This is a genomic window from [Clostridium] clostridioforme AGR2157 (assembly GCF_000424325.1).
In the GTDB taxonomy this organism is placed as follows: domain Bacteria; phylum Bacillota; class Clostridia; order Lachnospirales; family Lachnospiraceae; genus Enterocloster; species Enterocloster clostridioformis_A.
Genome location: NZ_AUJR01000005.1, coordinates 15914 through 28599, shown reverse-complemented (window position 1 = coordinate 28599; position 12686 = coordinate 15914). Strand labels below are relative to the sequence as shown.

At 52.2% G+C, this 12686-nt stretch carries 11 protein-coding genes; all 11 read right to left on the bottom strand.

Annotated features, from left to right (window positions below; genetic code table 11):
- Window positions 1-6 precede the first annotated feature (6 nt).
- On the bottom strand, window positions 7-1287 hold the full coding sequence (murA, locus tag G614_RS0102255) for a UDP-N-acetylglucosamine 1-carboxyvinyltransferase (RefSeq protein WP_027640615.1): 1281 nt from the start codon (window positions 1285-1287) through the stop codon (window positions 7-9).
- Window positions 1288-1380: 93 nt separating this feature from the next.
- A complete protein-coding gene (locus G614_RS0102250; RefSeq protein WP_027640614.1) occupies window positions 1381-2610 on the bottom strand; it encodes an FtsW/RodA/SpoVE family cell cycle protein in 1230 nt (409 codons plus the stop codon).
- A gap of 13 nt (window positions 2611-2623) precedes the next feature.
- Window positions 2624-3982: a UDP-N-acetylmuramoyl-L-alanine--D-glutamate ligase gene (gene murD, locus G614_RS0102245; RefSeq protein WP_027640613.1), complete on the bottom strand. Its 1359-nt coding sequence runs from the start codon at window positions 3980-3982 to the stop codon at window positions 2624-2626.
- A gap of 57 nt (window positions 3983-4039) precedes the next feature.
- A complete protein-coding gene (mraY, locus tag G614_RS0102240) occupies window positions 4040-5008 on the bottom strand; it encodes a phospho-N-acetylmuramoyl-pentapeptide-transferase (RefSeq protein WP_027640612.1) in 969 nt (322 codons plus the stop codon).
- A 70-nt stretch (window positions 5009-5078) separates the two neighbouring features.
- Window positions 5079-6869 carry a peptidoglycan D,D-transpeptidase FtsI family protein gene (locus tag G614_RS0102235; protein ID WP_027640611.1) on the bottom strand — a complete coding sequence of 597 codons (1791 nt, stop codon included), beginning with the start codon at window positions 6867-6869 and terminating at the stop codon, window positions 5079-5081.
- 71 nt (window positions 6870-6940) lie between these two features.
- Window positions 6941-9340 carry a penicillin-binding transpeptidase domain-containing protein gene (locus G614_RS0102230; protein ID WP_027640610.1) on the bottom strand — a complete coding sequence of 800 codons (2400 nt, stop codon included), beginning with the start codon at window positions 9338-9340 and terminating at the stop codon, window positions 6941-6943.
- A 13-nt stretch (window positions 9341-9353) separates the two neighbouring features.
- On the bottom strand, window positions 9354-9884 hold the full coding sequence (locus G614_RS0102225) for a septum formation initiator family protein (RefSeq protein WP_027640609.1): 531 nt from the start codon (window positions 9882-9884) through the stop codon (window positions 9354-9356).
- A 138-nt stretch (window positions 9885-10022) separates the two neighbouring features.
- A complete protein-coding gene (gene rsmH / locus G614_RS0102215; protein ID WP_027640608.1) occupies window positions 10023-10970 on the bottom strand; it encodes a 16S rRNA (cytosine(1402)-N(4))-methyltransferase RsmH in 948 nt (315 codons plus the stop codon).
- Window positions 10970-11395 carry a division/cell wall cluster transcriptional repressor MraZ gene (mraZ, locus tag G614_RS0102210; RefSeq protein ID WP_002567056.1) on the bottom strand — a complete coding sequence of 142 codons (426 nt, stop codon included), beginning with the start codon at window positions 11393-11395 and terminating at the stop codon, window positions 10970-10972. The genes rsmH and mraZ overlap by 1 nt, the downstream gene beginning before the upstream one ends.
- Window positions 11396-11484: 89 nt before the next feature.
- Entirely contained in the window at window positions 11485-11712 is a 228-nt protein-coding gene (locus G614_RS0102205; RefSeq protein ID WP_027640607.1) for a hypothetical protein, read from the bottom strand.
- Between the two features lie 47 nt (window positions 11713-11759).
- The gene (gene lgt / locus G614_RS0102200) at window positions 11760-12650 is read right to left on the bottom strand and encodes a prolipoprotein diacylglyceryl transferase (protein WP_027640606.1); all 891 of its coding nucleotides are present in this window, start codon (window positions 12648-12650) and stop codon (window positions 11760-11762) included.
- Window positions 12651-12686: the final 36 nt, after the last annotated feature.

Genomic DNA, 12686 nt, shown 5'->3' with positions numbered 1-12686 from the left:
AGTACCTCACCTGGTAAAATCATTCTCCACCCAGCGGATATGGGCGCCCAAAGCTGCCATATCCCTGCATATGTCCTCGTACCCCCGCTCAATGTGATGGCATTCCCCGATGAATGTGTCCCCCTCCGCAGCCAGGGCCGCCACCATCAGGGCTGCCCCGCCTCTTAAGTCACAGGCATTGACGGCAGCGCCCTTCAGGGGATAATGCCCCTCAATCACGGCTCTTTGGTCCTCTGTGCGTATGACGGCACCCATCTGCTTCAGGATTTTTGCCGTTGCAAATCTTCCCTCAAAGACCTGCTCCTCTATATAACTGGTTCCCTGGGCAGTGGCCAGAAATGCCATAAAGGGCGACTGCAAATCCGTGGGAAATCCGGGATATGGCTCTGTTTTAATAAGAAGGGGAAGGGGACGTTTCCTCATACATATCCGAATCTGGCAGTTTTCTTCGTCGGCGTCCACTGCTGCGCCAGCCTTTTGAAATTCCTCCAAAGGTACCTTAAGCTCAGACGGGCAAATGCCCCGTAAAAGGACCTCTCCTCCAGCCGCCACAGCGGCAGCTCCATAGGTGCCGGCCACAATCCGGTCTCCCTCCACCCTGAAGCTGCTGTCATGAAGCCCGGCCACTCCCTGTACCATCAGATGGTCTGTTCCCATGCCGCAGATAACAGCCCCCATATTATTAAGGAAGCGGCACAGCTGGCTGATTTCCGGTTCCCTGGCAGCCTGGTGGATGATGGTCACCCCATCTGCCAGGACCGAAGCCAGTATGGCCTGTTCCGTGGCCCCCACGCTTGGATAGGACAGATGGATTTCTGTCCCCTTAAGTCCGCCGTTCTTCCTGCAGCTGGCCTCTATGGTCCCGTCCCGTTCCCTGATATCGGCTCCCAGAGCCCTCAGCGCCATCAGATGCAGGTCAATGGGCCTGGCCCCTATCAGACATCCGCCCGGATAACAGCTGCTGCCCTCTCCCATACGTCCTAACAGGGCGCTTAACACCACGATGGAGGAACGCATGGCAGTGACATACTCTTCGGGGATGGATGTCCCCGTGACTCTGCGGGCATCCATCACAAGGCAGTCCCCCTTGTGGCAGCACCGGCAGCCCAGGCTTTCCAGTATGTCCAGCATACAGGCCACATCCCGTATGACCGGGACATTGGTCAGCACCGTAACCCCTCTGTGAAGTAAAGCCGCAGCCATCATGGGCAGTACGGCATTTTTAGAACCTTGTATGGATATCTCTCCCTTTAAGGGAGTAAGACCACAAACCTGAATGACAGACAATGGGGCACCTCCTGGTATCTATGCCTTCCGTAGAAAACACCTTCTACTTAAAGCATATGCCGGGACGCGCCCGCTTGTGCGGTATTCTTGCTGTTACTTTTCAAGTTTTATCTGGTTGGACACGCTTAGGACGATTCCCATTTCCATCAAAAGGAACAGCACCGATGTTCCCCCGTAACTGATGAAGGGAAGGGTGATTCCCGTGTTGGGAATGGTGTTGGTCACAACCGCGATGTTCAGGATAACCTGGATGGCAATGTGTCCCATGACGCCCACCACCAGAAGGGCCCCGAACAAATCAGGGGCATTATTGGCTATAATCATGAACCTGTAAATCATGAACAGGAATATGAGGATGATGGACACAGCCCCAAACAGCCCCAGCTCCTCACATATAATGGCAAATATCATATCGTTCTGGGACTCCGGCAAAAAGCCCAGCTTCTGTATGCTCTCCCCCAGCCCCTGGCCCACCAGTCCGCCGGATCCAATGGCGTAGAGTCCCTGAAGGACCTGGAATCCCTTGTCCGTAGGGTCGGACTCCGGGTTCAGCCATGCCTCAATCCTCCGGTACTGATAAGGCTGCAGAAGTCCCACTGTGGTCAGGAACTTGCCGATAGGCCCGGCAAAGGCCAGGGTGGTGAGTCCCAGGGCCCCGATGGAGAAAAAGGGCCATTTCACCTTACAGGACACGAACAGCATAACGAACGCAATTCCGCAGACAATGATGCCGGAGCTCAGGTTGTTCATGGCCACCAGGCCTGCTATGGGCATGGTCAGGGCCACTACATACCCCATATTTCTCCATTTGTTAATCTTCATGCCCATGGTGGTGATCACCGCAGCCAGAAGCACGATCAGGGCTATCTTGACGAACTCCGTGGGCTGGAAGCTTAAAGGCCCCACTCCCAGCCAGCGCTTCTTGCCGTTGACCTCACGGCCGACCAGGCTCACCGCAATCATAAGTATGTATGACATGAGATAGGCAAACACGGAGAAACGGGCGAATATGTGATAATCTATCTTGGAAATGATGAGCATGGCCACCAGTCCCACCGCCGCGATTCCCGCCTGCCTCTGCATGAAATATGCACCGTTTCCGTTATATGCCTTACTCAGCTGCGCTGAGTAGGAACTGGCACTGTAAATCATTACCAGCCCGAAGGCTGTCAGGAAAATGATGCAGAACAAAAGGCTGTAATCATAAAAACGCTTTGCCTTCTTCTTTTTCTTTGGCATCTGATGCTCCATCCGGTCCCCGTTCCCGGCCGGCCGTCTCATCTGGCCAGAGGGTCCGGCTGCCGTCTGCACCTTTCCCGCCATACGCATTTACCTCCTACAAAGCCATGACGCACTCCTTAAAGACGCGTCCCCGCTCTTCATAATTTTTAAACATACCCCAGCTGGCGCAGGCGGGGCTTAACAGTACATAATCTCCGATGTCCGCATACACGGCGCATACCTGCACTGCCTCCTGCATATCTTCTGCATACATGATTTCCGTGAAACCATGCTTCTTTGCACACTCCGCAATCTTATCCCTGGTCTGTCCTATGAGCACCAGGTATCTCACCTTGCCCTCAAACTCGGACACCCACTCATCGTACTCGCTGTTTTTATCATAGCCTCCCGCAATGAGAAGGGTGGGGCCCGGCATGGCCCGGAGGGCCTGGATGGCAGCATCCGGGTTGGTTCCCTTGGAATCGTTATAATACCTGACCCCGGTGCGCTCCCTTACGAACTCGATTCTGTGCTCCACCGGATGGAAGCCCTCAATGATCCTTGTGATATCAGACATGGGAACCCCCATCTCCAGGGCAATGGCTGCCGCTGCCATGGCATTCTCATAATTATGGCGTCCCAGAAGCTGCATGTCATGAACATTGACCACAACGGTCTGACGGCCGTTCCGGCAGTACACGATGTTTTCCCCGTCCATGCAGAAACCGTCCTTTAACGTTTCCCTGCCGGAGAACCAGATGACCCTGGGCTTAAGCTCCGGATTCTGGCCAAACTCCCTGAGGACAGAGTCGTCGTAGTTGAGCACCACCGCATCCTCCTTTGTCTGGTTCAGGGTAATGCACTCCTTGATGCGGATATAGTTTTCCATGGTGCCATGGCGGTTCAGATGGTCCGGCGTTATGTTTAAAATTGCGCTGACATTGGGCCTGAAATCCATGATGGTCTCCAGCTGGAAGCTGGACACCTCTGCCACGGTCACGGAATCCTCGGTCATCTCCAGAACCTTGGAGGTGTAGGGGTCACCAATATTTCCCACCACAAATGTCTCCTCATAGCGGGCCTTTAATATCTCCCCCGTGAGGGCTGTGGTAGTGGTCTTTCCATTGGTTCCCGTAATGGCGGCCAGCTTCCCCAGGCCGCACTGGTAGGCCAGCTCAATCTCTCCCAGAATGGGAATCTTGGCATCGTCCACCACGGCCACAAAAGGACTGTCAAGCGGTATGCCGGGGCTGATAATGCACAGCTCCACGCCCAGCAGGTCGGAACGCTTGATTTCCCCCAGAACCACGGTCACCTTTGCATCCCTGTCAAATTTCTCTTTGATATCTTCTTCCTTTAAGGCGGCATTGCCGTCATAAAGCACCACATCGCCGCCCCGTTCAAGAACCAGCTTCGCAGCAGCAATACCGCTGATTCCCGTTCCAGCCACTAAAACTCTCTGACTTTGGTTCATTTGTCAACTAACCTCCTCGTTATGAGCACTCACAATACATGTACATCAATCTAATACCTACAGCCCCAGATAAGCCACCATGCAGAGGATGGCAGTCACGATGGCGAATACAGCCACCACCCTTGTCTCCGACCATCCGCACAGCTCAAAATGGTGGTGGATGGGCGCCATTTTAAAAATACGCTTGCCGCCGGTGCGCTTAAAATAGGTCACCTGGATAATGACGGACAGCACCTCAACTAAATAGATGAGTCCTATGATGGGAATAAACAAAGGCATGCGCATCATGTAACAGGAAGCAGCCACAAAGCCGCCCAGAGCCAGGGAACCTGTATCGCCCATGAACACCTTGGCCGGATATACATTGAACAGCAAAAATCCCAGCAGGCTTCCCACCACTGCTCCCGTTATGGGGCTGATGCCCATGTCCTCACCGATAGCCACAATGGTAAGAAAGGTGGCAACCAGTATGGTAACGCTTGTACAGAGACCGTCTAAACCGTCTGTAAAATTCACTCCGTTATCCGTACCCAGCATGATGAAGAACAGTGCGGGTACAAAGAAGATTCCCAGGGACAGGAAGCTGCCCCCGTCAAAACCTCCCGTAAAAGGAATCAGCATATCCGTCCCCACTTCCCCGCTGTTAATCAGGTACCAGGCGAAGATGCCTGTGATGATGAACTGGCCGACTAACTTCTGCATGGGCTTCAGCCCCTCGGAGCGCTTCATCACAATCTTGATATAATCATCCAGAAAACCGATAATGCCAAATCCTACCGTGACAAACAACACGGGAATGATTTTAGGATAGCTGGGAATATAAAAGACAGATGTAATGATGATGCTGCTGAGTATAATCAGGCCGCCCATGGTAGGCGTTCCCTGCTTTTTCAGATGGCTCTGTGGTCCGTCGTCCCTGACCGGTTGCCCGAATTTAAGCTTGTGCAGGAAGGGGATGATAATGGGGCAAAGCAATGCGCTGATGGCAAATGCAATGATAATAGCTAGTATGGTTTCATGAATCATAAAGGCACCTCAATCTCATATGTATGTCTTATTTGGTAATTAGTATACGTCTTTTTCCGGGAATAATCAACTATGGATTGGAAAGGTGCACAGCAGTTTCTTCCTGCACTGCCTCAATTCCCAGATAAGGAAGTATATTCTTAAATAAATCTCCGACCACCGGGGCAGCTATGGTTCCGCCGTAATAAATCCCCTCCGGCTCATCAATGGTAATGAGCGCCATGACCTGTGGATTGTCAGCCGGAGCAAATCCGATAAAAGACGAAATATATTTTTTAAGGCTTCGCGGAAGCTTCTCCGACGTGGCTGTCTTGCCTCCGATGCGGTATCCCTCTAACTTTGCCTTCTTGCCGCTTCCCTCCGATACCACCTGCTCCAGCACATACCGCATGGTGGCGCTGGTCTCCTCTGACAGGATTCTTCCCCCGGAAGGATAATCCAGCTTATGGACCGACGTACCGTCGGCGCTCACGGTCTCCACGCCAAAATGAGGGGTCACCCGGTTTCCTCCGTTGACAATGGAAGCAGCCGTGGTGATAAGCTGAACGGGTGTAATCTGGAAGGACTGCCCAAAGGAAACCGTGGCCAGCTCCACCAGTCCCATGTTCTCTTTTTTGTGCATGATGGTGGCTGCCTCGCCGGGCAGGTCGATTCCCGTCTTTCCCTTCAGTCCGAACTGGGTAAAATACTTGTAATAGCCATCCACGCCCAGGCGCTGCCCCACATCGATGAACACCGGGTTGCAGGAGTTCATGGCACCCTGCAGAAAGGTTTCGGCCCCGTGTCCCCCCACTTTATGACACCTTATCTTCCGGTCCTCCACCACCCTGAATCCGGGACAGGAGAACTGGTCTGTCAGCTTCACCACACCGGATTCCAGACCGGCTGCCGCTGTAATGATTTTGAAGGTGGAACCAGGCTCATAGGTATCATTGATGCAGGTATTCCTCCACATCTGGTTTAACAGCTCCTGTTTGCCGGCCCCTGTGGCCCCCTGGTTCCTGGCAGCCATCTCCTGGAGGCTCTGGCTTCGCAGGTTCTGGTTCAGTGTGAAGGGGTCGTTCAGATTAAACTCCGGCACATTGACCATAGCCATCAGCTCTCCGTTCTGCGGATTCATGACGATGATGGATACCTTCTTGGCATTTTTCTTTTCCAGCACCTGGTAGGCCAGCTGCTCCGCATATTTCTGTATATTCACATCCAGGCTGATGTGAAGGTCATTGCCCGGTATGGGTTCAATCCTGTCCTCTGCGGCATTCTCTATCTCCACGCCCTTTGCGTCGGACATGGTGAGTATCTTGCCGTTCATTCCTTTCAGATATTTCTCGTACTTTACTTCCAGGCCGATAATGCCCTGGTTGTCTCCCCCGGTAAACCCCAGGACCTTGGAAGCCAGGCTGTCGTAGGGATAATACCGTTTATAGTCCTCATCCACCTTGACGCCTGCCAGCCGGTAGGAACGTATCTGGTCCCCCAGCTCTTTGTCCACATTGGTCTTGATGATTTCCCTGGAACTGCGCTTCTCCACCCGTTTCCTCACCAGTTCCTCATCCAGGTCCAGTTCATCACACAGTACCCGTATGACCTGTTCCCGGTCTTTTACCTGATTGTATATGACGGAAATGGTACACACCGTCCTGTTATCCGCAATGACCACCCCATTGGCGTCAATGATACGTCCCCTGGCCGCCTTAATGGTACGCTCCCTCTGGTGAAGGTCCTCCGCCATGGCGCTGTAGTGCTCGGAGCAGAACAGCATAAGAAAGCCAAGCCGTCCTGACAGGCTCACCATGACGATGGCTATGAGCAGTGCCAGGACGGCTATATTCTTTCTGTGTTTCGTTAAATTAGAATACATGAGCAGCTCCGGTGTCCATCATTGTTAATAATATATTGGAGCCCGTCACATTTTATGAATCTTTCTCCTGATTACTCAGACGGCCTGGCGGTTTCCTCCGCTGAGGACGGTTCTGTTCCCTGGCTGCTTTCCCGGTCAGGACCTGCCTGGGCGTTTCCTTCATTGGGTTTACGGGGCGGGGCCTGCACAGGAAGGGACGCCGGACCTGTTCCTTCTCCATTTCCGTCCTCAGCCACGGTGGGGACTGCATCCGGCACGCCGCTGCCGGCACCCTCTCCTTCATCCCCGCCCGGCATGTATTCATCAGTCTCATACTGCTTCTCTGTCTCAGCCGGAGTCCCCTCTGTTCCCTCTGCGCCTTCCGCCTCTGTAACCGGCTCGTTAATGCCCTCTGAGGATGGCAGGCTCTCCTGGACTGCCTCATTTTCAGGAAGGTCCTTGGTGGGGAATATATTTAAATAAGGAAGTATTTCTGTCATGATCTTGGAGAAAACAGCGCTTGCATAGGAACTGTGGGCCTGCTGCTCTCCCGGCGGATAATTGGGCGTGTCAATGACCACATACACGAACACCTGGGGATCCTCAATGGGCGCAAACCCGGCAAAGGATACCAGATAATTCTTGGCGCTTCGGGGCTGCTTCTCAGCAGTACCCGTCTTGCCGCCCACATCGTAGCCAATGACCTGGGCCGCCTTTCCCGTACCTGCCTCAACGGTCTGGAACATGGCCTCCTTCAGGAAATCAGAGGTGGACTGGGATACGGTCTCACGCACCAGCACAGGCTCTTTTTTCTCCACCACAGACCCCTGCTCATTGAGAATCTGCTTCACCACATGGGGTTCATAGTAGGAACCGCCGTTTAAGACAGAGCAGAACGCCGCAGACAGCTGCACCATGGTACAGTTGTAGTTCTGTCCAAAGGCATTGGTGGCCAGATCCGTAGGCCCGATGGTGTCCGCGCTGTAAACCAGTCCGCTGGTATCTGCCTCTCCGGGCAGGTCAATGCCCGTCTTGTCGCCAAATCCAAAGATGCCCTGATATTTGGTAAAGCGCTCTCTTCCTATCATGGCTCCAATGCGCATCATGGCCACATTGCAGGACTGCATCAGGGATTCCTGGAGGCTCAGCCACCCATGGCCGCCCCTGCGCCAGGCCGTACACTTGATGTCATAGTCTCCCACGTGGAGGTAACCGGTACACTCAAAGTTTTCATTTCCTTTAAGCACCCCTTCCTCCAGGCCGGCTGCCACGGTAAATATCTTGGATGGCGAACCCGGTTCATAGGTATCGCTGACGCAGAAATTCCTCCATATCTGATTCCACGCCACCTGCTGTCCGTAGGAAATCACATCTTCCCTGGAAAAATGCTCCAGCACCTGGTCCTCGGTAATGACTGCACCGTCATTTTCCCGCCGGTACACAGCCACTGCTTCCTTTTTCCCCAGGTCAAACAACTCCTGCTCCGTATAGCCGGATACGTCCCTGGGATTATTCAGGTCGAATTTATTGCTGGTTCCCATAGCCAGGATCTCCCCGTTGTTGGGATTCATGACAATGGCAGCCGTCACCTTGCTGCCCACATTGGTCTGCCACTCGTCAATATATTTCTGGACAATGTTCTGGATGTTTACATCAATGGTAGATACCACCGTATTGCCGCCCACGGCCGGCTTCACCACGCCCTCCAAATTAGAATCCTGGTCCAGGTATCCGTATTCACGTCCGTTGACCCCGATCAGGCTGCTGTTGTAATACTGCTCAATGCCGCCGGTGCCCACGCTTCCGTCACTGCTGGTAAAGCCTATGACATTGCAGGCCAGGGAATTATAGGGATAAATGCGCTTATATTCATCCTCAAACCAGATACCCTTAATCCGCTTCCTGGCCTCCGCGTCGTTATCACTCTTGCGGTAGGCTTCATTTGTCTCTTTGGCCATCTGTTCAAAGGCCACCCTCTGGTCATAGGTGAGCTGGCGTCCCTTATTGTATCTGAGATAGGCTGACTCCCTCCGCTCCTCAATCAGGGTCCGCAGCTCCTCCGCATCAAAACCAAAGTTGGTGACCAGGGCCTGGATGGTGGGTTCCAGATAGTTTTCCGGGTCCGACATAATCTGGCCCGGATCAATGATCAGGTTATACACCTTCTCGCTGGTAGCCAGATAGGTGCCGTTCCTGTCCACAATATCTCCCCGCCGGTATGGGATGATACGGCTGTCATACTCCTGCTGGCGCTGGGAGAGCACGATTTTATTGTACTGCTCATTGTTGTCCTTTATGATCCGGTACAAAATCATGACTAATGCAAATAAAGCCAGCGTAATCACCAGGACGGTGATTGCCAGCTTCTCTTGTATATACTTGGGATAATAATACTTCCCCCTTTGATTGTTCCGTTGTTCATTTCTGTATTGTTCCTGAGCCCTGGGGCCGTTTGGGCTGTCCTTCCTGCTGCCGCTGCTGCCTTTCCCCATACGGCCCCCGGATTTAGTGTTCCGGGATGTCTTCATACTGTCTTACATACTCGCTTTCTGTCTTGTCATATAACAGCACCTGGTCCTTCTTGGCATACACCATTCCCAGCTCCTTGGTGGCAATCTCATATATCTTGTTGAGGTCGATGCTGGTATTGATGCTGGTCTCCAGGGCGTCGTTCTCCGCCTTAAGCTGTTCCAGCTCTGCCTCCATCTGCTCAATATGGTGCATCCTGGCCGTGATGGAGGACTGCACATGGAGGTAGTTGATACAGAGGTATAAGGTAAATACAGACGCAATGGTAAGCATGATGACATATGGAAGGTCCATATACATGGCACGCTCCTGATTGCGGCGAATCCGGTGATTACTCCGGACCGACTGGCTGCCTGATGGTTTCCCCGGCCTTGTCTCCTGCTTTGGGGCAGTCTGGGACCTTAGCTTTGGTGCGGCAGAACCCTGTACATAATCATTGCCGTACATGGGTCTGGTATTTCTACGTGTATTCCTGCGTCCTGACGACGCCTGCGCCCTTGCAGCCATAACCTTATCCTCCCTTCTATCTGAATCCGGCAGCTGACACCGGCACGGGCCGGTCTTTCTCGCTGCCTGCTGTCTTTCGTATCTTCATGACCGGAATCATGACCGGAATCATGACCGGAAAAAGGTCTTATTTTCTGACTAATACTCTCCCCGCTCAAAGACGCGCAGCTTTGCGCTTTTAGAACGGCTGTTTTCCTCCAGTTCTTCATCTGACGGCAATATGGGTTTTCTGGACACCACTTTCCCCTTGCTCTTCCTCCCGCACACGCAGACAGGAAAATCAGGAGGACAGATACAGGGATTCTCATTTAACCGGAACCGGCTCTTCACAATCCTGTCTTCCAGGGAATGGAAGGTAATGATACTGAGGCGGCCTCCCGGATTCAGAAGGTCTATCATGGTATCAATGGACTGCTCTAAAACCTCCAGTTCATGGTTACACTCAATCCGGATGGCCTGAAAGGTCCGTTTGGCCGGATGGCCTCCCGTTGCCCTTACCCTGGCCGGAATGGCTCCCTTTATGATCTCCGCCAGCTCCCCGGTAGTCTCTATGGGGTGTTCCCCTCTTGCCCTTACAATGTGCTTTGCTATGTTCTTTGCAAAATTATCCTCTCCGTAATCCCGGATAATCCTGTACAGCTCCATCTCGCTGTAGGTATTAATGATATGGGCGGCCGTGACATCGTTCCTCTGGTCCATTCTCATGTCGAGAGGTGCGTCCTCGCGGTAGGTAAATCCCCTGGAAGCCGTATCCAGCTGATAGGAGGATACTCCCAGGTCCAAATAAATTCCGTCCACTCCCTCAATATCCAAATCCTTCAGTACTTCCTTAATATTGGCGTAATTGCTTCTGACAATGGTCACCTTGTCCTGAAATGGCATAAGCCTTTTCCCGGCCGCCTCTATGGCGTCCGCATCCTGGTCTATGCCAATCAGCCTTCCGCTGCCCAAACGCTTGCACACCTCATAGGCATGTCCGCCGCCGCCCAAGGTGCCGTCCACATACAAACCTCCCGGCTTGATATTCAGACTTCCCACTGTCTCATATAAAAGTACGGACTTATGTACAAATGTTGATTCCTCCATTAAATTCCCAAACCTTCCATATGTTCTGCAATCTCTTCCATATCATCAAAGGTGTTTGCATCCAGCCACTTATCCTTACTCCATATTTCAATGCGGCTGCCCACACCTACCAGTACCGCATCCTTCTCGATTCCGGCAAACTCCCGAAGCACGGCCGGAAGGAGAATCCTTCCCTGCTTGTCTACTTCACAGGTGGTAGCTCCTGCTAAGAGGAAACGTGAAAACTTACGTCCGGCCGCATTAGTCAGAGGCAGTGTGCGCAGCTTTTCTTCCAGGGCGGCCCATTCTGAATTCTCATACACAAAAAGGCAGTTATCAAGGCCCTTCGTAACAACGAATTCATCGCCTAACTGCTCTCTGAATTTGGAAGGTACGATAAGCCGTCCCTTCGCATCGACTGTATGATTGTACTCACCCATGAACATAACTTATCACCTGCCGTACACCGGAGCGGTAGTGGACTATTGTGGGAGACATCCTAAATCCCCCACTTCATCCACTTAACAACCATCTTCTACCACTTTACACCACTTTCTACCACTTGTATGTCCATCATAGTACAGATTTTGGGAAATGGCAAGAAGTTTTTATGGAAATCTTTTAAAAAATTGCGAAAAAATAAGGCAGCTGCGGGCTTTACCGCAACTGCCTCTATATGTGGAACGAGTCCCGCAACAGACACAAAATATTGATTTTTCCAGCCTGTGATGCCCCTGGTGGGGGACAATCCCATAATTTTCACCACCACTTTCCTGCCGCTTTCCCAAAAGTGGGGGATGAGCGCATATCTTAGGCAGCTTCCTCCACTTTGTCCCCCTTTTTCGAGTGACGATGGCGGTAAATAATCACTGCCGCCGACACCCCCACCAACACTGCCGATAAAAGCTGCGACACGGCAAGTCCCGTTCCCGGAATCTTTAACTGGTCCGTTCTCAGTCCTTCAATCCAAACCCTTCCCAGTCCGTATCCAAGGAAATATACCCACAGCATCTCCCCTTCAAACTTCTTGCGCTTCCTGTACCACAGCATGAACATCAGCACGCCCAGGTTCCAAAGTGATTCATACAGGAAGGTGGGATGCACCTGAATATAGGCAATCCCATTTTCCACAAGCTCATTGTCCACAAGCTGCCGGGATATCATGGCGGGATTCACCAGGCTTTTCCGTATACGCATGGCAAACAGGTTGTCCGTATACCCGCCAAAGGCTTCACAGTTGAAGAAATTCCCCCACCTGCCGATTATCTGTCCCGTAATCAGGCCCAGGACGCCGCTGTCAGCCATAGAGAAAAAGGACAGCTTCCTTTTCTTTGTAAATACGATAAGAGTCAGGGCCGCCGCAATGACACCTCCGTAAATAGCCAGTCCTCCGGCCCTGATGTTAAATATCTGCAGCAAATCATCCTTATAATTAGCCCAGTCAAAAATAACATAGTAGGCCCTGGCCCCCATGATTGAAAATATAATGGCGTAAAGCGCAAAATCCAGATAAATATCCGGGTCCTGCCCTCTTCTCTTAGCGTCTGAACACGCAATGGCCATGCCAGCCAGCATCCCAAGCCCTATAATGATACCGTAAAATGCAATCCTGAACCCAAACACAGTGATGCTGTTAGGCAGATGCTCTATGGTAATGCCCAGATTCACAAAACTCAAATCCGCTCCCGTAACTGCTTCCATAAAGAAAATCTCCTTCCTGCTAAGTGATATACTTTC

Excerpts from the sequence above, each read along its gene's own strand:
- G614_RS0102225 (WP_027640609.1), bottom strand. The coding sequence starts at position 9,884 with ATGGCTGCAAGGGCGCAGGCGTCGTCAGGACGCAGGAATACACGTAGA.
- G614_RS0102230 (WP_027640610.1), bottom strand. The coding sequence starts at position 9,340 with ATGGGGAAAGGCAGCAGCGGCAGCAGGAAGGACAGCCCAAACGGCCCC.
- murD (WP_027640613.1), bottom strand. The coding sequence starts at position 3,982 with ATGAACCAAAGTCAGAGAGTTTTAGTGGCTGGAACGGGAATCAGCGGT.
- mraY (WP_027640612.1), bottom strand. The coding sequence starts at position 5,008 with ATGATTCATGAAACCATACTAGCTATTATCATTGCATTTGCCATCAGC.
- G614_RS0102250 (WP_027640614.1), bottom strand. The coding sequence starts at position 2,610 with ATGGCGGGAAAGGTGCAGACGGCAGCCGGACCCTCTGGCCAGATGAGA.
- rsmH (WP_027640608.1), bottom strand. The coding sequence starts at position 10,970 with ATGGAGGAATCAACATTTGTACATAAGTCCGTACTTTTATATGAGACA.
- mraZ (WP_002567056.1), bottom strand. The coding sequence starts at position 11,395 with ATGTTCATGGGTGAGTACAATCATACAGTCGATGCGAAGGGACGGCTT.
- G614_RS0102235 (WP_027640611.1), bottom strand. The coding sequence starts at position 6,869 with ATGTATTCTAATTTAACGAAACACAGAAAGAATATAGCCGTCCTGGCA.
- lgt (WP_027640606.1), bottom strand. The coding sequence starts at position 12,650 with ATGGAAGCAGTTACGGGAGCGGATTTGAGTTTTGTGAATCTGGGCATT.